This window comes from Bacillus alkalicellulosilyticus (assembly GCF_002019795.1).
GTDB classification, from domain to species: domain Bacteria; phylum Bacillota; class Bacilli; order Bacillales; family Bacillaceae_F; genus Bacillus_AO; species Bacillus_AO alkalicellulosilyticum.
Genome location: NZ_KV917381.1, coordinates 3,267,240 through 3,289,253, shown reverse-complemented (window position 1 = coordinate 3,289,253; position 22,014 = coordinate 3,267,240). Strand labels below are relative to the sequence as shown.

Annotated in this window: 23 protein-coding genes; 16 read left to right on the top strand and 7 right to left on the bottom strand. The window is 37.2% G+C overall.

Annotated features, from left to right (window positions below; translation table 11 throughout):
* Positions 1-43 precede the first annotated feature (43 nt).
* Positions 44-472 carry a DUF1885 family protein gene (locus BK585_RS16535; RefSeq protein ID WP_078554955.1) on the bottom strand — a complete coding sequence of 143 codons (429 nt, stop codon included), beginning with the start codon at positions 470-472 and terminating at the stop codon, positions 44-46.
* Positions 473-650: 178 nt separating this feature from the next.
* Between BK585_RS16535 and BK585_RS16530 the strand changes: the two genes are divergently transcribed.
* Both BK585_RS16530 and BK585_RS16525 read left to right on the top strand, forming a co-directional pair.
* Positions 651-1,097, top strand: coding sequence for a hypothetical protein (locus tag BK585_RS16530; protein ID WP_078554953.1), 447 nt, complete (start codon positions 651-653; stop codon positions 1,095-1,097).
* A 112-nt stretch (positions 1,098-1,209) separates the two neighbouring features.
* Positions 1,210-1,506, top strand: a complete 297-nt coding sequence (locus tag BK585_RS16525) for a DUF3055 domain-containing protein (RefSeq protein ID WP_078554951.1) — start codon at positions 1,210-1,212, stop codon at positions 1,504-1,506.
* A 337-nt stretch (positions 1,507-1,843) separates the two neighbouring features.
* On the opposite strand, the gene BK585_RS16520 is transcribed toward BK585_RS16525, so the two are convergent.
* Positions 1,844-3,319 (bottom strand): aminotransferase class I/II-fold pyridoxal phosphate-dependent enzyme, encoded by a 1,476-nt coding sequence (locus BK585_RS16520; RefSeq protein ID WP_078554949.1) that lies wholly within the window; start codon positions 3,317-3,319, stop codon positions 1,844-1,846.
* A 169-nt stretch (positions 3,320-3,488) separates the two neighbouring features.
* On the opposite strand from BK585_RS16520, the gene BK585_RS16515 reads away from it, so the two are divergent.
* Positions 3,489-4,448, top strand: a complete 960-nt coding sequence (locus BK585_RS16515) for an NAD(P)H-dependent flavin oxidoreductase (protein ID WP_078554947.1) — start codon at positions 3,489-3,491, stop codon at positions 4,446-4,448.
* 12 nt (positions 4,449-4,460) lie between these two features.
* The gene (locus tag BK585_RS16510) at positions 4,461-4,730 is read left to right on the top strand and encodes a UPF0223 family protein (protein ID WP_078554945.1); all 270 of its coding nucleotides are present in this window, start codon (positions 4,461-4,463) and stop codon (positions 4,728-4,730) included.
* 155 nt (positions 4,731-4,885) lie between these two features.
* Here the strand turns inward: BK585_RS16510 and BK585_RS16505 are convergent, their stop codons facing one another.
* Entirely contained in the window at positions 4,886-5,515 is a 630-nt protein-coding gene (locus tag BK585_RS16505) for a YktB family protein (RefSeq protein WP_078554943.1), read from the bottom strand.
* Positions 5,516-5,746: 231 nt separating this feature from the next.
* On the opposite strand from BK585_RS16505, the gene BK585_RS16500 reads away from it, so the two are divergent.
* Positions 5,747-5,935: a hypothetical protein gene (locus BK585_RS16500; protein ID WP_078554942.1), complete on the top strand. Its 189-nt coding sequence runs from the start codon at positions 5,747-5,749 to the stop codon at positions 5,933-5,935.
* Between the two features lie 114 nt (positions 5,936-6,049).
* Entirely contained in the window at positions 6,050-6,847 is a 798-nt protein-coding gene (locus BK585_RS16495; protein WP_245805852.1) for an inositol monophosphatase family protein, read from the top strand.
* 32 nt (positions 6,848-6,879) lie between these two features.
* On the opposite strand, the gene BK585_RS16490 is transcribed toward BK585_RS16495, so the two are convergent.
* A complete protein-coding gene (locus BK585_RS16490; protein ID WP_078554940.1) occupies positions 6,880-7,065 on the bottom strand; it encodes a DUF5325 family protein in 186 nt (61 codons plus the stop codon).
* 216 nt (positions 7,066-7,281) lie between these two features.
* On the opposite strand from BK585_RS16490, the gene typA reads away from it, so the two are divergent.
* The 3 genes from typA to BK585_RS16475 are packed head-to-tail and all read left to right on the top strand — an operon-like array spanning position 7,282 to position 9,772.
* The gene (gene typA / locus BK585_RS16485; RefSeq protein ID WP_078554939.1) at positions 7,282-9,120 is read left to right on the top strand and encodes a translational GTPase TypA; all 1,839 of its coding nucleotides are present in this window, start codon (positions 7,282-7,284) and stop codon (positions 9,118-9,120) included.
* A gap of 21 nt (positions 9,121-9,141) precedes the next feature.
* The gene (locus BK585_RS16480) at positions 9,142-9,489 is read left to right on the top strand and encodes a YlaH-like family protein (protein WP_078554937.1); all 348 of its coding nucleotides are present in this window, start codon (positions 9,142-9,144) and stop codon (positions 9,487-9,489) included.
* Between the two features lie 7 nt (positions 9,490-9,496).
* Positions 9,497-9,772, top strand: coding sequence for a hypothetical protein (locus tag BK585_RS16475; protein WP_078554935.1), 276 nt, complete (start codon positions 9,497-9,499; stop codon positions 9,770-9,772).
* Positions 9,773-9,887: 115 nt separating this feature from the next.
* On the opposite strand, the gene BK585_RS16470 is transcribed toward BK585_RS16475, so the two are convergent.
* The gene (locus tag BK585_RS16470; protein WP_078554934.1) at positions 9,888-10,088 is read right to left on the bottom strand and encodes a YlaI family protein; all 201 of its coding nucleotides are present in this window, start codon (positions 10,086-10,088) and stop codon (positions 9,888-9,890) included.
* 134 nt (positions 10,089-10,222) lie between these two features.
* Between BK585_RS16470 and BK585_RS16465 the strand changes: the two genes are divergently transcribed.
* Together BK585_RS16465 and BK585_RS16460 are read left to right on the top strand one after the other, a co-directional pair.
* Positions 10,223-10,678, top strand: a complete 456-nt coding sequence (locus tag BK585_RS16465; protein WP_078554933.1) for a pyridoxamine 5'-phosphate oxidase family protein — start codon at positions 10,223-10,225, stop codon at positions 10,676-10,678.
* A 477-nt stretch (positions 10,679-11,155) separates the two neighbouring features.
* Entirely contained in the window at positions 11,156-12,490 is a 1,335-nt protein-coding gene (locus BK585_RS16460; RefSeq protein ID WP_078554931.1) for a PhoH family protein, read from the top strand.
* Here BK585_RS16460 and BK585_RS16455 read toward each other — a convergent pair.
* Positions 12,485-12,994 carry a hypothetical protein gene (locus tag BK585_RS16455; RefSeq protein ID WP_078554930.1) on the bottom strand — a complete coding sequence of 170 codons (510 nt, stop codon included), beginning with the start codon at positions 12,992-12,994 and terminating at the stop codon, positions 12,485-12,487. The genes BK585_RS16460 and BK585_RS16455 overlap by 6 nt on opposite strands.
* A gap of 103 nt (positions 12,995-13,097) precedes the next feature.
* Here BK585_RS16455 and glsA point away from each other — a divergent pair, with 103 nt between their 5' ends.
* The 4 genes from glsA (at position 13,098) to BK585_RS16435 (ending at position 19,659) form a co-directional block, all read left to right on the top strand.
* Complete coding sequence (gene glsA, locus BK585_RS16450; RefSeq protein ID WP_078554928.1) at positions 13,098-14,027, top strand: glutaminase A; 930 nt, start codon at positions 13,098-13,100, stop codon at positions 14,025-14,027.
* A gap of 125 nt (positions 14,028-14,152) precedes the next feature.
* A complete protein-coding gene (locus BK585_RS16445; protein WP_078554927.1) occupies positions 14,153-14,428 on the top strand; it encodes an Fpa/YlaN family protein in 276 nt (91 codons plus the stop codon).
* 496 nt (positions 14,429-14,924) lie between these two features.
* Positions 14,925-18,374, top strand: a complete 3,450-nt coding sequence (gene pyc / locus BK585_RS16440) for a pyruvate carboxylase (protein WP_078554926.1) — start codon at positions 14,925-14,927, stop codon at positions 18,372-18,374.
* 88 nt (positions 18,375-18,462) lie between these two features.
* Positions 18,463-19,659, top strand: coding sequence for a GNAT family N-acetyltransferase (locus tag BK585_RS16435; RefSeq protein ID WP_170885623.1), 1,197 nt, complete (start codon positions 18,463-18,465; stop codon positions 19,657-19,659).
* 111 nt (positions 19,660-19,770) lie between these two features.
* On the opposite strand, the gene BK585_RS16430 is transcribed toward BK585_RS16435, so the two are convergent.
* Positions 19,771-20,664: a COX15/CtaA family protein gene (locus BK585_RS16430; RefSeq protein ID WP_078554923.1), complete on the bottom strand. Its 894-nt coding sequence runs from the start codon at positions 20,662-20,664 to the stop codon at positions 19,771-19,773.
* Positions 20,665-21,023: 359 nt separating this feature from the next.
* Between BK585_RS16430 and cyoE the strand changes: the two genes are divergently transcribed.
* Positions 21,024-21,959 (top strand): heme o synthase, encoded by a 936-nt coding sequence (gene cyoE / locus BK585_RS16425; protein WP_078554921.1) that lies wholly within the window; start codon positions 21,024-21,026, stop codon positions 21,957-21,959.
* Positions 21,960-22,014: the final 55 nt, after the last annotated feature.

The window sequence follows — 22,014 nt, the reverse complement described above, 5'->3', positions numbered from 1 at the left end:
CTGACCTAAGGTGCAAAACACCGTGGGCCAGCCTCTTATTATTTTATCGTTTATAATAGTACATTGTTCTGCCGTTAAACAACTCGACCTCTGCTTCTAATTTTCTGCCAAGAAATTTCACAAATTCATTTGCTTTCCCTTTGTCTCCATGGGTTGAACCCTCTGGTAATACAACCTGAATATAACTCTTGGATGAAGTATCGTCTTCATTATCGTTTTGATTACCGTCAACTCCAAAAACAATGTACTTATACCGATCCTCTATGCCTTTTAAATAAAACCACTTACCTTCTGCTTCAGGTGGTTCAGTAATAATATAAGGAAATGCGGCGTCTCCATAACTCCAGTCTAATTGTGTCCCAGTTTTCTTGGTAATCGTCTGATAGTAGACGAAAATATCTTTTAACTCATCTAGTGTTATAACTTGTTTATTAGACTTACTTACAAGCTTTACATAAGCTGTATTTGCCATCCAATAAGCACTCCTGTCATTATGTATAATTTATTAAATTAATCTTAGCATCTGAATCAATTTATGACAACAATATGGAATGGATAGAAGAAATATGAATAAAATAATGTAGATATATGAAACGTATTAGGGGGAAATTCGTAAATCTTGAAAGGTGAACTGTTTTAGGGGGGATCGTATGGACAAATCTCAATTTCTTGATGAATTAAGATTGGAAGTTGGATTAGTGCCAGATTATGCGGGGACAATACAAGAATTCTATAAAGGGGTTATTCAAGCTCTAGGAAAAAATACAATAGAAGGATTCTCAGCCGGAATATATATCGTGACTGATTATGTTTTCTGCTTGATAGAGCAAGTTGGGAAAGGTCTTTTTATGGAAAGAGAAAAATTTGGTAGCGGTGAATTAAGTAAATGTGCGATTCGTGGAGAAACTACTATTGTTCAATATCATGATACGAACAGTATTATGGCACCTTTTTACGATGGTCATCATTTAATAGGTATTATCAATATATATATTCCTGTTCATCGTTATGACATATCTGAAGAAGATATGATATTTTTTCATGAAGTATCACGCTTCATAGAGGCTCAACAAAAAAATAAATATAAAATGGATTGACACGATGACATAATATTGTAATAATTAAATTTTGTCTAAATGATTGCAAAAACAGAATTTTCAGTCTATAATATAACTACAATGCTTCAAAATATAATAGGAGGTGTATCGAATGAATTTGTTTGAACGTTTGTACGATGAGCAAGAAAATGTAAAGGTCCAATTTACAGGCTTTACGACGGATGATGTTCGCTATGATTTTGGGATTGTTTACACAAACATGTTCTTTGGTAAACCTCTCGTGATTTGCATGCAAACTGGAAGATCTGCATTGCTTTGTGCAGATGATGCGAAAAACATTGACCATTTGCAGAGAGTTTTCCACATTAAACAGCCGAAAGAAGCTGAAGATTTGTCACTCTTTTTTGAAGAAACCTTACCAACAATGCCATTAGAGCCACAGTACTAATTTAGATAGACGCATCGCATTTATGTCGATGCGTTTTTTGTTTGGCTGGGATAAGAAGTATACATAATCCCATTCTTTTTTGATCTACCCCCTCCTAAGATTGTCCTAAACAAAGAAATTACATAAAATAAACATATTTTTAATTTTTGGTCTAGACCTGTTGGTTAGCGCTAATCCACTCCGATATCGGACAAAACAAAAGAAGAATCGGATAAGCTAGTTCGATATTCAATCGAATCGACAGACCTAAAGGGTTCTCAAAATGAAAAAAACGGCAAAGCCCAAGCTACTTTAAAGGTTTTCAACTTTTCAGTATCTTCGCTAAGCCGTATATTAATTAACGTATCGCTCGGTGTTCTTTAATAACACGAATATTATTAAAATCAGGGTCTTCCGGTCCTTGTACAGGTAAACCAACTTTTAAATTCCTCTCGATATACGTAATGTTTTCTTCTGAAATGATTTCACCTGGTATTAAAATCGGAATGCCTGGTGGATAGACCATGATAAACTCGGCGATAATTCGACCAGCTGATTCTTTAAATGGTACAACCTCGGTTTCCGAATAAAAGGCATCACGAGGTGATAACGCGAGAGTTGGGATATTCGGAATAAACACTGGTGCTGTTTGACGTGATTCAATATTATCCTTATGGAAGTTTGAGAGTTCAGCTAAGGCTTTCACTAATATACCTGTTTCTCTTTTTGTGTCTCCAAATGTAATAATACAAAGGATGTTATATAAATCTGACATCTCCACTTCAATGTTATGGGTTTCTCGTAACCACACCTCAACATCATACCCTGTAATTCCTAAATCTTTAACTGAAATGATTAGTTTGGTCGGGTCATAATCAAATGTTGCGGCAGTCCCTACAATTTCATTTCCTACACAATATAAGCCAGAGATTTCATTGATGGCTTTTCTTGTTTCATTCGCTAAATGAATTGCTTCAGAAATCATAGCATGCCCTTCAGTTGCTAAACGTTTTCTAGCTACATCAAGTGAAGATAATAATAAGTAGGATGTTGACGTTGTAGTTAACATACTAATAATCGTTTGGACGCGTCGTGATGAGACAAGGCCCTCCCTCACATTAAGGACAGAACTTTGTGTCATTGACCCGCCAAGCTTGTGTACACTTGTAGCAGCCATGTCTGCACCTGCTTGCATAGCAGATTTAGGCAAGTCCTCATGAAAGTGTATATGAACTCCATGCGCCTCATCTACAATGACTGGGATGTCATAGCTATGAGCAATATCAACAATTTCTTCAAGATTAGCACTGACACCAAAATAAGTGGGATTAATCACAAGGAGGCCTTTAGCATCAGGGTGTTGTGATAGTGCTTTTTTAACAGATTCAGTAGTGATACCATGTGAAATGCCCAGTTGATTATCGATTTCTGGATGAATAAAGATAGGGGTTGCTCCAGAAAAAATAATTGCCGACATAATCGATTTATGTACGTTCCTTGGAACGATAATCTTATCTCCAGGGCCGCATACGCTCATAATCATTGTCATAATGGCACCGCTCGTCCCTTGAACGGAGAAGAAGGTATAATCTGCTCCAAATGCTTCTGCAGCTAACTGTTGAGCGTGTTTGATTATCCCACTTGGATGATGTAAATCATCTAATGGACCAATGTTTATTAAATCAATAGACAACGCATGTTCCCCAATAAAGTCACGAAATTCAGGGTCCATACCATTTCCTTTTTTGTGCCCAGGAATGTGAAACTGGACAGGGTCCTGCTTGGCATGCTCTTTCACACCTGTATATAATGGAGTTAAATGTTGTTGGGACAACGACGACACCTCTTTTTACATAAGATAAAATAAGAATAATAAAACAAGAATGAGTATATCAAATTCAACACTAAAATCAAACAAAATCTTTCCAGTGGTCTGCTTAGTTTGTTATTTTCATAGGAAACTTATGAGTCGAAAAAGAAGAAACATGATAAGGAGGCTTCATATGAATTGGAATACTAAGGTAACACAACTACTTAATATCACATACCCTATTGTTCAAGGAGGGTTGGCTTATTTAGCATATGCAGAGTTAGCAGCTGCTGTTTCAAACGCAGGCGGGTTGGGGCAAATTACCGCGATGTCACTTGCAAGTCCGGAACAGTTAAGACAAGAAATAAAAGAGGTACGAAGAAAAACTGAGAAGCCGTTTGGTGTTAATTTTGCTATCGGTCAAAGCAGAAGACCTTATCAGGATATGGTTGAAGTCGCCATTGAAGAAAACGTACCTGTCATATCAATAACAGGAGGCAATCCCACGCCTATTTTTGAACAATTGCAAGGAGTCAATATAAAAAAATTAGTCTTAGTAGCTGCAAAAAGGCAAGCAGAGAAAGCCGAAGAACTTGGAGCAGATGCAGTAATGGTTGTAGGACAAGAAGGTGGAGGGCATTTAGGGAAGAGTGATACAGGTACAATGGTACTTGTCCCACAAGTTGTCGATGCCGTATCTATTCCTGTTATCGCATCAGGTGGGATTGGCGATGGAAGAGGATTAATGGCCGCACTTGCTTTGGGGGCTGAGGGTATTGAAATGGGCACAAGGTTTATCGCTACTCAGGAATGTATACATGCCCACGATCTTTATAAGCAAGATATCCTTAAGGCAACCGAGACAGATACGATTGTGATAAAGAGAGCGTTAGGAGCTCCTGCAAGGGCCCTTCGCAATGAATGGACAGATAAAATTCTAGAAGCCGAGAATCAAGAAGGCACATATGAGGCTATAAAAGACTTTATAAGCGGAGAAGCGAATAAACGATATATTTATGAGGGGAAAGAAAATAAAGGCTTTGGTTGGGCTGGCCAAATCGTGGGAAGAATTCATGATGTACCAAAAGTAGAAGACTTAATAAAAAGAATGATTCAAGATGCAGAAACGATACGAAACAGATGGAGTAAGTAAGGAGATGAAAAAATGAACTTTCCCATTTCAATAGACTGGAGCAAAGAAGAAGTAGTGGATGTCATTTCTTTCTTTCAAGGGATAGAAGAGGCCTACGCGAAAGGAATTAGCAGAGAGAAGATGTTGCGCATATATAAGCGCTTTAAAGAAATCGTCCCATCCAAAAGCGAAGAAAAACAATTATGCAAAGAATACGAAGAAGAAGCAGATAAAAAAATCTCATGCTACCACGTAATTAAAGCAGCCAAAGAAAACCCCGAAAAAACAATAATAAAAATGTAGAAAACTCTCCAAAGGTCGGTCTTTGACCTTTGGAGAGTTTTCGTAGCAAAGCGAGAGCCGATACGTGTTTTAGAAGCTAAGAATGGTTTACTCTTAGCTGAGTAGCGAGCGGAGCGTGCCCCAAAGGTCGGTCTTTGACCTTTGGAGAGTTTTCTCTAATAAGAAAATGCTTTTTTATAAAGAGGAACTAGGGTTGCATAGGTCTCTTTGGCAATTTGAATAAACTGTTGTCCGTCTCGGATGGTAGGGTCCTGTGGTGAAAAATGTCTTCCGATTAGAAACTCTGCTTTTTTCACATCACGAAAACGGCGTAACTTTTCTTCTAAATCTTCAGTAGTCAAACTTTTTACAGGTGTTGCAGCCTTTTGCATATGGTCCATTGAGATCACATAATCATCAGGGATTAAGTTTCTAACCTCATCAATGTTTTCAAGTAATCTTTGAGCGATCTCACTTTTATTAGGTAATTCATAAATAAAGGCAAGCCAAATGAAAAGATGGTCATCAAATAGTCCAATTTGAAAATGTGGATGTTTTTTATACCCTCGTTTATCATGACAAAACGCTAACCAAGTGTCCTTTGGAGGATTTACGGTTCTTCGGGCATGTTTGGCGATATGAAGATTCATCTCAGATCCTGTTAACATAGAGAGGTCATCCGTTAATTCTTCACCTATAGCTTTAAATTTTGGTTGAATTATCGTTTGAATTCCTTCCATCCTTGCTTCGAGTCCTTCTATAGAAAATACATTAAAGTCTTCAGAACTAAAACCTGTAAACGACATAATCTAACTCCCTTCGACTGTTTTTTTCTATAGTGTAACATACTGAAAACATCGCTCATAATGATTGAACTCATGAACATGTAGGTAGATATGGAAACAAAACAAAATAAATAACAAGAGTACCATTTTCTTTGGTACGTTCATATGATATAATGAAGAAACAATAAAAAATCTGAATATTTCGTTATTGATTGTTGCAGTTGCAGATCAAAAAAAGGAGTGTGGGTTACCATGGACCAAGTGATTCAGACCTTAAAACGAACTGACGCAGAAAAAAGAATTCCTGTACTTCGGCTAGAGATTGATTATGAGTTGGCAACTTTACACGAGGCGATGTTGAAAGAGGATTTAGACGCAATGAGAATATCGAAAGCTAAATTAGAAGAATATCGGAAAGAGCTAATCCGTTTAGAAGTATAAAAAAACGAACCGACTGAGGTTCGTTTTTTTTGGTATTAGATACAAATACATTTATTTTGTTTAGTCTGTTCATTGTGTCATAATATAGCAAAAGCACTGAGAGGAGAATCTTATGTGAGAGCGGAAATCAAAGATGAAATATACAAGCATGCAATTTCCTGGGTTAAAGAGGCCGGGACATTATTAAAAAAGTCACTTACGAAAGAACTAAAAGTAGAGTGGAAGTCAAATCCTGATGATTTAGTTACTGAGATGGACCGGGCCATAGAAGCATTTTTGGTATCAAAAATTTCCTCACAGTATCCGACTCATTCCATTTTAGGGGAAGAGGGAACGAATGAAGGTCTCCAAAGTGAAGAAAATACAATTTGGATTATCGATCCGATTGATGGAACAACTAATTTTGTTCATCAACAATTTAACTTTGCAATCTCAGTTGCCGTCTTTTCAAAAGGAAAAGGAGAAATAGGACTTATTTATGATGTGATGAGTGATGAACTGTTCCATGTGAACAGAGGACAAGGCGCATTTTTAAATGAAGACAAGTTAAACTCTTTAGAAAAGGTAGAGATCGAAAAAGCAATTATTAGCTTAAATGCTAGATGGTTATTTGAAACCAATGCTTACCGTGAACAATTAACTGACATTGCGGTTGCAGTTCGAGGTGTCCGTGCTTACGGGTCAGCTGCTCTTGAACTAGCCTATGTAGCTGCAGGTAGAGTTGATGGGTATATTAGTATGTATTTAGCTCCTTGGGATTTTGCAGCAGGACTAGTGTTACTTGATGAAGTTGGTGGAATATATACAAATATAAACGGAGAACCTTTGCCATTATTGAATAAAAATTCAATATTTGCAGGAAAGCCGGGATTTCATCAAGAAATGTTGGGTAAATTAAATCGTAAGGTATAAAAAAAAGCCTGTTGAGTATCTCAACAGACTTTTTATATTTTCTCTGCTTCCTGTACTTTTCTTCTAAGAATCGAGCCAATGCCACCGGCAATAGCAATTCCAACGATGGCGAAGATTGCAATGAGGATGCTTCGTTCAGCAATAGCTATTGCAATGGCCATAATACAAGCAACCGTAATAATGGCTAACAATAAAAATAAGATGTTTTCTTTTTTCACTGGTGTATCCTCCTGTACCAAGTCGTATTATTAGTGTACCTTGTATTACAAAAAAGAGAAACCCAAAACTTTTGACAATCTAGTTACATTTTCTGGATAACAGAAAAAAACAGAAAAGAAGTCGATAAAATAAAAACATAAAGTTTACTTTTTCTATATGAGTTTATGATATACTTATACAGTTGTAAATAGAAAATAAGGAGCGGAACTATTAGTATGAAACTGCGCGAAGATCTTAGAAATATAGCAATTATTGCCCACGTTGACCACGGGAAAACGACATTAGTTGACCAATTGCTTAAGCAATCGGGAACATTCAAGGAGCATGAACAAGTAGACGAAAGAGCGATGGATTCCAATGCCATTGAAAAAGAGCGTGGAATTACAATCTTAGCTAAAAATACAGCAATTAACTTTAATGATAAACGAATTAACATCCTAGATACACCTGGCCATGCTGATTTTGGTGGTGAGGTTGAACGTATTATGAAAATGGTAGACGGTGTTTTATTAGTTGTTGATGCTTACGAGGGCTGTATGCCACAGACACGCTTTGTATTGAAAAAAGCATTAGAGCAAAAATTATCTCCTATCGTTGTTGTAAATAAAATTGATAGAGACTTTGCAAGACCGCTTGAGGTTGTTGATGAAGTTGTTGATTTATTGATTGACCTTGGGGCTGATGAAGACCAACTAGATTTTCCGGTAGTATATGCTTCTGCAATTAATGGAACGGCGAGTATGAACCATGAACAGCAGGATGAAAACATGAAAGCTTTATTTGAAACGATTATTGAAAATGTCCCTGCACCAGTGGATAACAGTGAAGAACCACTTCAGTTCCAAGTGTCTATGCTAGATTACAATGACTATCTAGGACGAGTTGGGATTGGACGAGTATTTCGTGGAACGATGCAAGTTGGACAACAAGTTGCCTTAATGAAATTAGACGGTTCAGTTAAACAGTTCCGTGTGACTAAAATTTTTGGTTTCTTAGGACTAAAAAGAATTGAAATTACAGAAGCAAAAGCAGGCGATTTAATTGCGGTTTCTGGAATGGAAGCTATCAATGTTGGTGAAACGGTATGTCCGATTGAGCATCAAGATGCACTTCCAATCCTACGTATTGATGAGCCAACTTTAAAAATGACGTTCCTTGTGAATAACAGTCCTTTTGCTGGACGTGAAGGGAAATTTGTCACAAGTCGTAAAATTGAAGAACGTCTTCGTTCTCAGTTAGAGACAGACGTGAGTTTACGTGTAGATAACACAGATTCTCCGGATGTTTGGACGGTTTCAGGTCGTGGAGAACTTCACTTATCTATTTTGATTGAAAACATGCGACGTGAAGGCTATGAGCTTCAAGTATCTAAGCCGGAAGTAATTGTTCGCGAAATTGATGGAGTGAAATGTGAACCTGTTGAACGCGTACAAATTGATGTACCTGAAGAGTATACAGGAGCTGTTATGGAATCCCTTGGTGAACGAAAAGGGGAAATGGCCAATATGACGAATACCGGTAGCGGTCAAGTTCGTCTTGAGTTTATGGTGCCTTCTCGTGGGTTAATCGGATACACAACTGAGTTCCTTTCACAAACTCGCGGATATGGAATTATTAACCATTCGTTTGACAGTTATCAGCCAATGGCAGCCGGTCAAGTTGGTGGACGTCGTCAGGGTGTTCTTGTATCAATGGAAGCTGGAAAAGCAAGTCAATACGGTATCATGCAAGTGGAAGACCGTGGAGTCATCTTCGTTGAACCAGGTACTGAAATTTACGAAGGTATGATTGTTGGGGAACATAACCGTGAAAATGATTTAACGGTTAATATTGTTAAAATGAAGCAACAAACGAATATTCGCTCAGCCACAAAAGACCAAACTGTAACGATGAAAAGACCTCGTATCATGACACTTGAAGAGGCTCTTGAGTATTTAAATGAAGATGAATATTGTGAAATTACACCAGAATCCATTCGTTTACGTAAAAAGCTTTTAAATAAGTCAGAGCGTGAGCGTGCAGATAAAAAGAGAAAATTAGCAGCCAAACAATAATTGTAAGGGAGGGGTATAACTATGGGAGGAGAACAGCCGCAAGTTGATATAAATCCAAATGATTTATCCATGTTTGCAGCTCTTGTACAAATCGACCAAAATCATGTAGTTGGATTTTGGCTTTTGTACGCCATAGTGGTAATCACATCAATTGTTGTCTATAATTTAGGATTTGCAAGAAAGCTACCTATATTAAAATCAGCCGTTGTCTATATTGCCTTACTTGTGGGGTGTATCCCGATTACCATTTTTGCAATCGGAATGCCTGTCGTAGAGTCTTTATTAGTAGCAGCAGCGGTGTTAGGATTATATCGGTTTCGTCTAGCAAAGCATAAAAAAGAAAAAGAACAAACAGAAGCAGAAGGGTGATCGTAGGATGAACCTTCAAGACGCCATTTATAATTGGCTTTCCATTAAAGTTGTCTCAGAAGCACGTCCAGAGGACCAAGCAGCCAAAGACACATATTTGTTTTTTGATGAGATGTTAAAAGAAGACCATCATATTGAGAAGCTTCAGATTTCTATTGAGTCCCCATGGTATATTGTGACTTATGTGACGACGAATGGTGAAAAAGATACGAAAAATTATCCTATAGAATTAATTGATGCCTTACTTCTTTCCATTGAGTCTGAACCAAAATATAATCAGTAAAAAAGCTTGTCTGACCCTGTAAAAGGTGCAGACAAGCTTTTTTAAGTTGTTTGTTTCAAGTCTGTCAGACTAGCTACGTATTGCCTAGGAGAGCAGTTCACTGACAACAATCTTTCTACCAATCATTCTCATCTTTTTTCTTTCGATATAGCTTGAAATTACCACTAGCTATGCGCTCTTCTGTCTTTTCTGTAACTCTGCCTTGACAGTCAGGACACATATACGTATGAATCGGTCTATTTCTAAGCTTTTTAGCTAATGGGCTGTAATCTTCAATATTGTCTATTTTATCGCACAGAACACATTTTACTCTCATTTCCAATCACCTCGATATATTCCATTGTATAGAAAATTGGATAAAAAATAAACTATAAGAAGCATTTCAGTTTTAACTCTCCATAAATATAGGTATAGTAAAGATGTAAAAATAACAGTTGGAGGTTTTTTATTATGGCAAATCAAGTAGAACCAAAATTAACAGACGAACTATTACCGTTGTTGCAATCAGAGCGTTTTATAACACTTGCTACGGTTGACCATGAAACAGGGTCTCCTAACGTAAGTGCAATTTCTTGGGTATTTGCTCCAGATAATGGTTCTGTTAGGTTTTCAGTAGATAATCGTTCTCGAATTGTAGAAAACATTCGCAAACATGCAGGTGTCGTCATCACGCTAATCGGAAATGGCTCTACATATTCTGTGGCAGGAGATGCTAAAGTCCTTGTAGAAAAAATGGATGATGTACCATTAAAACTTGCATTAGTAGAAATTACAGTAAAAGAAGTTAGAGATGCTATGTTCTATGGTGCAAGAATTTCTCAAGAACCTAAATATGAGAAAACATATGATGCAGAAGCTGCAGCAAAATTAGATAAGCAAGTAATGGAAGCGATGAAAAAAGCATAAACAGGCTTAAAGAAGCCAAAAACGCCTTTGAGAAGAAATCTTGAAGGCGTTTTAATTAGTTCTCGTCGATAACCTCTAAACGTGCCCGCCAGTAGAAAAAATCCCTTTTGTTAGGTAACCAGTAACCCTTTGAGTTAGTTTTTGCCCTCTATTCTTCTTCAACGATTTTCCTTTCACAAGATTTTTAAAGCAAATAGTTTTTTTGTACAAACCCTACACCTTTAGTCCTTAAAATTTCATGTGAGGAAATGTGCCTTTAGTAGTGTTTAAACAAGGTTTTTAAAGTGCACTTCTCGAATAGCTATAGAAAGAAACAGCATAATAATAGTTACTTTCAGCATTGTTTTTTCTTCTATCTTCAAAGGCTTGAACATATGACTATATTATATAGCGAAATCCAATTAACATAATTTTCTGACATGCATAAGCTATATGAAGTAGTTGTTGATAAACGAACTTGAGTCAGGAGGCGGAAAGTTGAAAAAAATCTACGTCTTAGATACAAATGTTTTATTACAAGACCCAAATTCAATTTATGCTTTTGAGGACAATGAGGTAGTGATTCCAGCTGTAGTTTTAGAAGAGGTAGATTCAAAAAAGAGGTACATGGACGAAATCGGAAGGAATGCTAGACAATTCTCTAAAATGATGGACAGCCTACGTGGAAAAGGAAAGCTTCATGAAGGCGTTATGTTAGAGAATGGAGGAGTTCTCCGAGTGGAGTTAAACCATCGTTCTTTTGAAAAAATGAAAACTCTATTTGCTGATATGACGAATGATAATCGGATTATCGCAGTGGCCTTAAATTTAATGTTAGAAGAACAAGAAAAGGAACTTGGGGCAGGCAACGAGGTTATCTTAGTTAGTAAAGATGCGCTAGTAAGAGTTAAAGCAGATGCGCTTGGTATACCTGCAGAAGACTTTTTAAACGACCGTGTCGTAGAATTTAATAACGTCTACCCTGGTTATGTAGAAATATATGTTGATACGGAAATTCTTAATCGTTTTTACGCCAACCAAGAAATTGCCATCTCTGAATTAACGAAGCATCCGTTTTACCCTCATCAATTTATCATCATGAAAAATGCACTTGGAAGTTCTTCATCAGCGTTAGGGAAGGTAGAACCTGATGGTAAGAAGGTTAAACCTTTTATTATGGACAGTGAACAGGTGTGGGGAATTAAAGCACGTAATGTTCAACAAAAAATGGCCTTTGAGTTATTGCTTCGTGAAGATATACCGCTCGTCACACTTATTGGAAAAGCAGGTACAGGAAAAACCCTTTTATCCTTAGCTGCCGGATTATTACAGACTGAAGATTTAGGGATTTATAATAAATTGCTTGTAGCACGACCTATTATTCCTGTCGGAAAGGACATCGGTTATCTCCCAGGAGAAAAGGAAGAGAAACTTCGTCCATGGATGCAACCAATTTATGATAACCTCGAATACTTGTTTAACGCAAAAAAACCAGGTGAATTAGAACAAATCCTCGCAGGGATGGGTTCTATACAAGTGGAAGCATTAACATATATAAGAGGAAGAAGCATTCCAGATCAATTTATCATTATTGATGAAGCCCAAAATTTAACGAAACATGAAGTCAAAACGATTTTAACTAGGGTTGGTGAACGGAGTAAGATCGTTTTAATGGGAGACCCGAATCAAATCGACCACCCTTATTTAGATGAATACAACAATGGCCTAACATATGTCGTTGAAAAATTTAAAGACCAAACAATAAGTGCTCATGTAAAATTAGAAAAAGGCGAGAGATCCGGTCTAGCTCAGCTAGCGGCTGATTTATTATAATGATCCAACAATGATTCGAGTCACTGCTTGTATAGGCTTTGAACGATTAGAGCCATCTTCAAATAAAATGTGAACGGGTCCAGACTCTCTTAGGGGCTTACCTTCTTTGGAAAACTGTAATAGAAAAGAAGAGGCCTCTTCAAGAGAAAATGTATATTCACTACATTCAGCGGTTTCGATAGTGACAGAATCCGCTTTTTCTTTTGGTTTGGCATTGGTAAGAAAGCGTCCTAGTTTCATGGCATACGAGCCTGATAACAATTCCTGTTTATTGTATGAAAGTTTATTATCATTTGTTAATGCTGGAGGCTTTGAACCTTCAAGAATTTCTTGATCCCATTGAGCCGAGATTGCTTTTGTATATTTTTCTAACTCATTATCGCTTTCTTTAGGTGAGTCAAAATACGTAGTAAGGTCAATTTTTTGCTCATCAAAAATCCATACAGAAGGATCTATTGTTAAAGTGTGCTCCACATCGCCTGTTATAAGAAATACATGTTCCATAGATGATTCCTCCGATTGTTAAATTTGTCTTTACTAGTATAAGTAATTACAAAACGTTTGGCTAATGATAAGCTATGGTAAAAGATTGATGGAGGAGATTAAAATGGAATGTCAAAAACTTGCTTACTTAGAACAAATAGTTGAGGAAATAAGGCCCTTAACAAAACAAGGAAAAGTCGCGACATACATACCGGCGCTAGGACATGCTAATCCGAATACGTTAGCAATTGCAATCTATGAAGGTGAAGGAAACTGTTTCTCAGCAGGGAATATATCCGAAAAATTCACATTGCAAAGCGTATCAAAAATATTATCGCTCGCGCTAGCTCTTCAAGAACATGGTGAAGATTATGTTTTTTCAAAGGTTGGTATGGAACCAACAGGAGACCCTTTTAACTCTATCGCAAAACTCGAGACTAGTGTTCCTTCTAAACCTCTCAATCCTATGATTAATGCAGGTGCACTTGCCGTTACTGCGATGTTACCTGGTAAAGACACCGATGAAAAATTAAAAAACTTACTCGACTTTATCCATCAACTTTCCGGCAACTCAAAGATTACATATAACGAAGAGGTTGCCCAATCAGAATTTGAAACGGCAAATTTAAATCGTTCTCTATGTTATTTTATGAAATCGCATGGCGTCATTGAAGGGGATATTGAAGACTTATTAGACCTCTATACAAAGCAATGCGCGATTGAGGTAGATTGTAATGATTTAGCACATATGGGTTGGGTCTTAGGGAATAAAGGGTTCAATCCTATTACTCAAAAAAAAGTACTTTCTCATGATATTTCTCGAATCGTAAAAACGTTCATGGTAACTTGTGGAATGTATAATGATTCAGGAGAATTTGCGATAAAGGTTGGGATCCCAGCAAAAAGTGGAGTCGCAGGAGGGATTTTATGTGCAGTCCCAAACGGCCCAGGAATTGGAATATACGGCCCTGCTTTAGATAATAAAGGCAATAGTTTAGGTGGAATTAAGTTGCTAGAAAGAATATCAGCTGAGAGGAATCTAAGTATATTTTAAACTTAATGCAATAGTAGGGCACAAAATGTTTGCTAATCAAAACGTAAAAACATTGCATTTTTTCCGCAACAGTTATAGTATTATGGTAGAATGATTTATTGATTGTAGAGGAGGGACCGGACTCAATGAATACCCTAACAGAACATAGTGAAAAAGCATATGCCCTTCTTAAAGCTGATGCTGAGAAAATTCAAAAGTTAATTGAAGTCCAATTAGAAAATCTTACGATGCCCCAGTGTCCTCTATATGAGGAAGTATTAGATACCCAAATGTTTGGATTATCAAGAGAAATCGATTTTGCGATTCGTCTTGAACTTATCGAACAAGAAGTTGGGAAACAAATTTTAGCTGATTTAGAACGAAAGTTAGCGAAATTACATGAGGCGTCATTAAATAAATAACATTGACCAAGCTATTTTGCCTAAATAGCTTGGTTTTTATTTGAATCGGATAAAACATTTTCGATTCTATTTTTTTAGGACTCAATCAATAAGTTTTTCAATTACCGAGTCCGAAACGAAGAGTAATACGGACTCATCCAGGTCAAAATCAAGTTACCGAGTCCGAAACGAAGAGTAATACGGACTCAATCAGTTCAAAAACAAGTTACCGAGTCCGAATAGAAAACTAATTCAAACTCTACCGAAGCATATTTCCATTTTCCTATCCGTATCCATCGCTAAGACCTCATAAAAAGACGAGCGACTATTCCAGTTTCCTGGAATAAGTCAAGGTTTTTTAAAGTTTTTTTGAATTTCAATTTGGGTTCATGGTAAGATAAGGGGTAGAGAGAAAAAGTAACATACTCTGTGAACCACAAGGAAAATGATAAATCCTTGATTTTCACACAAATCATTTTTAAAATGAAGTAATATGTGTTTAATTAGGAGGAATTCTATGGATGGGTTAACGAACATAAAAAAGGTTCTAGTGGCTAATCGTGGAGAGATTGCCATACGTATTTTTAGAGCTTGTACGGAATTACATATTCGAACAGTAGCTATTTATTCAAAAGAAGACACGGGTTCATATCATCGCTATAAAGCAGATGAGGCTTATTTAGTTGGAGAAGGCAAAAAACCAATTGAAGCGTATCTTGATATTGAAGGTATTATTGAAGTGGCAAAACGTAATGATGTTGATGCCATTCATCCTGGCTACGGATTTTTATCTGAAAATTTACAATTCGCTAAGCGTTGTAAAGAAGAAGGGATTATTTTTATCGGCCCGGATACTGAGCACTTAGTCATGTTTGGTGACAAAGTACAAGCTCGTGAACAAGCGATTAAAGCAGACCTTCCAGTTATACCAGGAAGTGATGGCCCTGTTGAGAGTCTTGACGAAGTAAGAGAATTTGCTTCACAACATGGGTTCCCATTTATCATTAAAGCTTCTTTAGGTGGCGGCGGACGCGGAATGAGAATTGTTCGTTCTGAGGAGTCGTTAAAAGAATCGTATGACCGAGCAAAATCCGAAGCAAAATCTGCGTTCGGAAATGATGAAGTATACGTTGAAAAGTTTATTGAAAATCCAAAACATATTGAAGTTCAAATTTTAGCAGACAAGCACGGGAATATTGTTCACTTGTATGATAGAGACTGTTCCGTGCAACGTAGACACCAAAAGGTTGTTGAAATCGCCCCAAGCGTGTCACTAGATGAAGACCTTCGAATGCGTATATGTGATGCAGCAGTAAAGCTTGCAAAAAATATTAATTATATTAATGCAGGTACGGTAGAGTTTCTTGTGACTCCTGATGGAGAGTTTTATTTCATTGAAGTAAACCCTCGCGTCCAAGTGGAGCACACTATTACAGAAATGGTTACAGGTATCGACATTGTACAATCTCAGCTTCTTATTGCTGATGGAGAACAATTACATGGACCTAAATTAGGAATTCCAGCACAAGATAAAATCGCTTGTAACGGATATGCGATTCAGTCACGTGTAACGACTGAGGACCCAAGTAACGGTTTCTTGCCTGATACAGGAAAAATCATGGCGTATCGTTCAGGTGGTGGATTTGGAGTTCGTTTAGACGCAGGTAATGGATACCAAGGTTCTGTTATCACTCCTTATTACGATTCACTTCTTGTAAAGGTATCGACATGGGCATTGACATTTGAAGGTGCTGCAGCCAAAATGCTTCGAAACTTACGAGAGTTTCGTATTCGTGGGATTAAAACAAATATTGCGTTTTTAGAAAATGTTGTTCAGCACCGTGATTTCTTATCGGGTGACTATAACACATCATTTATTGATACAACGCCTGAACTATTTGTCTTTCCGAAACGTAAAGACCGTGGAACAAAGCTTTTATCATTTATTGGTGAAACGATTGTCAATGGATATCCTGGTTTAGAAGGAATTAAAAAGCCTGTTTATGAAACGCCAGTAATTCCTAAGGTGAATTATACGAATCCTTTCCCAAGTGGTACGAAGCAAATCCTTGAGGAAAGAGGAGCGGATGGACTTAGTCAATGGGTAAAAGAACAAAAAGAAGTTCTTTTAACAGATACTACATTCCGTGATGCTCATCAATCTTTACTGGCAACTCGCGTTCGTACACATGATTTAACACAAATTGCAGAGCCTACAGCTCGTCTTTTACCTAATTTATTCTCTGCAGAAATGTGGGGCGGAGCAACTTTTGATGTTACGATGAGGTTTTTACATGAAGACCCATGGGAGCGCCTGTTAACGATTCGTAACCAAATGCCAAACGTATTATTGCAAATGTTATTACGTGCTTCAAATGCAGTTGGTTATACAAATTATCCTGATAACGTGATTAAGGAATTTGTAGATAAGTCGGCAGCGGCTGGTATTGACGTATTCCGTATATTTGATAGTTTGAACTGGGTTGAAGGAATGAGATTACCGATTCAAGCGGTTCGTGAAAGCGGGAAAATTGCGGAAGCGACAATGTGTTATACAGGAGATATCCTAGATCCGAAACGTTCAAAATACGATTTGAATTATTATAAAACGTTAGCAAAAGAACTTGAAAATGCAGGTGCTCATATTTTAGGAATTAAAGATATGGCAGGTCTTATGAAACCAGAGGCAGCTTATCAGTTAATTTCGGAGCTTAAGCAATTTGTAAATATTCCAATTCATCTTCATACGCATGATACAAGTGGAAATGGAGTATTAACCTATGCAAAAGCGATAGAAGCTGGTGTTGATATCGTTGATGTAGCTGTAAGCTCAATGGCAGGTTTAACATCTCAGCCAAGTGCAAACAGTCTATACTATGCCCTATCAGGAACGGACCGTCGTCCAAATATCGACATTAAAGGTCTAGAACAACTAAGTGAATTCTGGGAAGTTACACGTAAGTATTATAGTGGCTTTGAAAGTGGGATGAATGCTCCTGATACTGAGGTTTATGAGCATGAAATGCCAGGTGGCCAATATAGTAACCTTCAGCAACAAGCGAAAGCTGTTGGTTTGAAAAGCCGTTGGGACGAAGTGAAAAAGATGTATCGCCGCGTTAACGATATGTTTGGCGATGTTGTAAAAGTAACTCCTTCTTCTAAAGTTGTTGGAGATATGGCGTTATATATGGTTCAAAATAACTTAACTGAAGATGACGTTTATGAGCGTGGAGATACGTTAGATTTCCCAGACTCTGTCGTTGAATTTTTCCAAGGCCAACTTGGTCAACCATACCAAGGATTCCCAAAAGAATTACAACAAATTATTCTAAAAGGAAGAAAGCCGATAACAACAAGGCCAGGGGAACATTTAGAACCAGTTAATTTCCACGAATTAAAAGAAACGTTATATCATAAGTTAGAACGTCAGGTAACGAGTCATGATATGCTTGGTTATGCCCTATATCCGAAAGTATTTTTAGAGTATGAGCGTTTCCGTCAACAATTCGGTGATGTTTCTGTATTAGACACCCCAACATTCTTCTTTGGCTTACGTCTAGGAGAAGAAATTGAAGTTGATATTGAAAAAGGGAAGACGCTTATCGTTAAATTAATTTCTGTATCTAAGCCACAGGATGATGGCACTCGTATTGTTTATTTCGAACTTAATGGTCAACCACGTGAAGTTGTGATTAAAGATATGAATGTTAAAACAACGACAACGGCGAAACCAAAAGTAGATAAAAGCAATCCGAACCAAATTGGGGCTTCGATGCCAGGAACTGTCATTAAGACTCTTGTAGTCAAAGGAGATAAAGTGAAAAAAGGTGACCATCTGATGATTACTGAAGCAATGAAGATGGAAACAACAGTTCAAGCTCCATTTGATGGTGAAGTGAAAGAAGTCTTTGTAACGGACGGAGAACCGATTCAAACAGGTGACCTCTTAATTGAAATCAAAAACTAACAAGTAAAACATGAAGAAGGCAATGACTTTGCAGTTTGCAAGGCATTGCCTTTTTAGTGGTAAAAACTTCTATAAGGGAGTGAGAGGTATGGGGGAAATTCGAAAATTAACGGAAAATGAAATGGAACAAAGCCTTAAACTGTCTGAATTTGCTTTTCAGTATCTATTAACTGATGAGGAAAAAAGGCACAAACTTAAAATTAGTAATCCAGAACATACCGTTGGATATTTTGAAGAGAATGAACTCCTTGCAAAAATGACAGTGTTACCACTAGCTGTTACCGTAGCCGATACTTCTTTTGAAATGGCGGGGATTGCTGGAGTTGCAACGTACCCGGAACATAGGAGAAAAGGATTAGTAAAATCTTTATTGTATGAGGGTTTACAAGAACTGCGTCAAAAACAAATACCGTTAGCTTTTCTATTTCCTTTTTCAATCGCATTTTACCGCAAATATGGGTGGGAATTGTTTTGTGATCAGCACATTCTAACGTTAACAAAAGAACAGCTCCCAAATGTCAAAATGGATAAGGGAAAAATGGTGAGAGTATCACAAACCGAATATAAACCTTTAGCTGAGATTTATGAGCAGTATGCCCTTAGGTATAACGGTATGCTCGTTAGAAAAGATGAGTGGTGGACCAATTGGTTGTTTATGAGGAAAAACGGGAATATCTCAATCTATTATGATGAAAATAATAAACCACAAGGCTATATTATCTATGAAGTAAAAGACAGGGTCATGACGGTACACGAGCTAGTCTATTTGGATCATAGTAGTCGCATTGGGTTATGGGCCTTTATTAAAAATCACGATTCAATGGTCAGTAAGGTGGTTTGTGAAATCCAAAGCGATGATGTACTCCCATATTGGTTAGAAAACCCAAAAGTGAATCAGGAAATTATTCCTTATTTTATGGCAAGAATTGTCGATGTTGAGTTGTTTTTGAAGCAGTATCCATTCGAAAGAGGAGACGACGATATCTTGTTTTTACATCTACAAGATGAGTACACTACTTGGAATCAAGCGATCTATCAAATTACATTTTCTAGCTCCGGTACTCATGATGTAAAAAAATATCCTGTTATAGAAAAAGGTTCGTGTCAACACGCTCCGAAAAAAGGAATAAGACTAGAAATAGGAACATTAACAACGATGTTGCTAAACTATAAGAAAGCAAATGATTTACTAGAAATCGGAAAAATAAGAGGGGAAAGAGAAGAAGTAAAAAAGTGGGAAGAGCGTATCCCGAAGAAGCGTCCATCCTTCATTGACTTTTTCTAATAGGGATAATCATAAAAAGTCTTGGAAATAATTGTGTAGAGAGTATCTGCTTGTGTAAAAAAATAGGTGACTTACAAGGCAAGGAATTACCTAATAAGTCACCCTTTAGTATTACAGTGGTTTTCTAGTAAGAATCATGGTGAGATAACTCAGCGTTGTAAATAATAATGAAATGAGTAAGGCATGAAGCATCGCATTACCCAATGCAGCCTGTGTGTAAATAACGGCTACACCACTAATGAATTGTCCTGTAACTAAAAGAAATGCAAGAATGCTTGCCCAAAACACTGTTGTTTCATGTCGATAGTGTCTAAGAACAACGATAAGCAAAACAGTAATAATGATAAAGACCGAAATTCCTGCGAGTCGATGGAGAAAGTGTGCACCGATTGGACCAGCAAATCCTGGGAACAAATACCCGTTACATAGTGGAAACCCTCCACATGCTAGAGTTGCATTTGTATGCTTCACATAAGCTCCGGTATAAATAACAGCATAGGTGTACGTAATGATAAAAAAGACAAAAGTACGAAAGCGACTAGACACTCGTGGAGCAGGGATTTGGACCTTTCCATCTTCAAAAGCTAGAACTGTTAAAAGAACCACTGTTGCTAAAGAGATGGCTGAAATCCCAAAATGAAGAGCTAGAATGGCACTAGATTGTCCAAAAACGACTGCACCAGCTCCTAATAGACCCTGGAAAACAATAAAAAAGACAGCCAATATTGATAATAGTTTTGTTTCTCGAAGATGTCCAAGCTTGCGCCAAGCCCAAATCGCTAGAATGATGACCATAAGTCCAAGCATTCCAGAAACGATACGGTGGCTATACTCAATAATGGTTTCTATAGCGGGCGATGTTGGAATAACTTCTCCAAAACATAATGGCCACGTGGCTCCACAGCCTTCACCAGATCCTGTTTTTGTAACTAAAGCTCCTTGCATTAGAACAATAATCATTCCTATTGATGTAATGACACCATATATTTTTAGTAATTTATGCAATGGTTAACCCCTTCCTACTACGATTATTTTTATATGAAAAAAGCGTAGTCTTTGATTTATACATGAATTTAGCCTACACTGTCTATGATAGAAATCATAGCTACCATGATCTTATGGACAAAATGAGCAGATGTCAATTTCAGAATGCAATATTTTAGCTGGTAATTGCTAAATGTGAAGATAATGTGAAACTTATGATTTTGCTGAAACATTCAAGATTTTAAGCTATAATGTTTTTATGATCTTTTATAAAGGGTCATGTTTATGGCAAACTTGTGAAAAGGGAGCGATCTTTTTTCTTTAGAAAATCTTCACAATTAATAAAGAGTTAAAACTGCTAAAAAGGGGGTGAATTGTGGATGAATAAGTCCAATACAGCTATAGACGCAAGCGACGTAATAAACCAAACATCAAATTCAATGACTTTATCTCAAGAAAAATCGTGGAAAGATTACTTAACTCTTGCTAAAATGGGGATTGTTACTTCAAATCTAATAACCACTTTTGCAGGGGTTTTCCTGGCAGCGAAATATACAGGGGTAAGCTTGCTAGATCAATTTCATCTCGTCCTTTTTGCACTAATTGGTGCTGGTTTGGTTATGGCTGGTGGCTGTACATTAAATAACTTTATTGACCGCGACATTGACCCGGTTATGGAACGTACAAAGGACCGACCTTCTGTGAATGGTAGGTTTCAAGGTACTCATGTTCTATTAGTAGGGCTTATGCAATCAGCAATTGGTATTATTCTATTATCACTAGCTAATGCTACTGCAGCGATAATCGGTATTATCGGGCTGTTTGTTTATGTTGTCTTATATACAATGTGGACAAAAAGGACAACTACTTTTAATACAGTAGTTGGAAGTGTATCTGGTGCTGTTCCACCATTAATTGGCTGGGCGGTCGTTGACCCAGGTTTACATTCTTATGCATGGTTATTATTTTTCATTATGTTCTTTTGGCAACCACCGCATTTCTTAGCGTTAGCTATGAAACGCGTTGAGGAATATCGTGCAGCTGGTATACCGATGTTACCTGTTGTTGCGGGATTTGAAGTGACAAAAAGACAAATGGTTGTTTATGTTGCGGCATTACTACCGGTGTCTTTAATGCTATATCCGTTTGGGATCGTTTATACGGTTATCGCAGCAGTATTAGGTATAGGCTGGTTAGTGTTAGGGATAGCTGGCTTTAAAATGAAGGATGACATTAAATGGGCTCGTCTTATGTTTGTTTATTCTTTGAACTACCTAACTATTCTATTTGTTCTAATGGTCATTGTTCACTTATAAAATATTGACTAACAAGTAGACAGAAAAAGTGGAACTACAGAGTGAAAGCGAGGTT

Coding starts and splice junctions, on each gene's coding strand:
- BK585_RS16535 (WP_078554955.1), bottom strand. CDS start 472: ATGGCAAATACAGCTTATGTAAAGCTTGTAAGTAAGTCTAATAAACAA.
- BK585_RS16530 (WP_078554953.1), top strand. CDS start 651: ATGGACAAATCTCAATTTCTTGATGAATTAAGATTGGAAGTTGGATTA.
- BK585_RS16525 (WP_078554951.1), top strand. CDS start 1,210: ATGAATTTGTTTGAACGTTTGTACGATGAGCAAGAAAATGTAAAGGTC.
- BK585_RS16515 (WP_078554947.1), top strand. CDS start 3,489: ATGAATTGGAATACTAAGGTAACACAACTACTTAATATCACATACCCT.
- BK585_RS16510 (WP_078554945.1), top strand. CDS start 4,461: ATGAACTTTCCCATTTCAATAGACTGGAGCAAAGAAGAAGTAGTGGAT.
- BK585_RS16505 (WP_078554943.1), bottom strand. CDS start 5,515: ATGTCGTTTACAGGTTTTAGTTCTGAAGACTTTAATGTATTTTCTATA.
- BK585_RS16500 (WP_078554942.1), top strand. CDS start 5,747: ATGGACCAAGTGATTCAGACCTTAAAACGAACTGACGCAGAAAAAAGA.
- typA (WP_078554939.1), top strand. CDS start 7,282: ATGAAACTGCGCGAAGATCTTAGAAATATAGCAATTATTGCCCACGTT.
- BK585_RS16480 (WP_078554937.1), top strand. CDS start 9,142: ATGGGAGGAGAACAGCCGCAAGTTGATATAAATCCAAATGATTTATCC.
- BK585_RS16475 (WP_078554935.1), top strand. CDS start 9,497: ATGAACCTTCAAGACGCCATTTATAATTGGCTTTCCATTAAAGTTGTC.
- BK585_RS16470 (WP_078554934.1), bottom strand. CDS start 10,088: ATGAGAGTAAAATGTGTTCTGTGCGATAAAATAGACAATATTGAAGAT.
- BK585_RS16465 (WP_078554933.1), top strand. CDS start 10,223: ATGGCAAATCAAGTAGAACCAAAATTAACAGACGAACTATTACCGTTG.
- BK585_RS16455 (WP_078554930.1), bottom strand. CDS start 12,994: ATGGAACATGTATTTCTTATAACAGGCGATGTGGAGCACACTTTAACA.
- glsA (WP_078554928.1), top strand. CDS start 13,098: ATGGAATGTCAAAAACTTGCTTACTTAGAACAAATAGTTGAGGAAATA.
- BK585_RS16445 (WP_078554927.1), top strand. CDS start 14,153: ATGAATACCCTAACAGAACATAGTGAAAAAGCATATGCCCTTCTTAAA.
- pyc (WP_078554926.1), top strand. CDS start 14,925: ATGGATGGGTTAACGAACATAAAAAAGGTTCTAGTGGCTAATCGTGGA.
- BK585_RS16435 (WP_170885623.1), top strand. CDS start 18,463: ATGGGGGAAATTCGAAAATTAACGGAAAATGAAATGGAACAAAGCCTT.
- cyoE (WP_078554921.1), top strand. CDS start 21,024: ATGAATAAGTCCAATACAGCTATAGACGCAAGCGACGTAATAAACCAA.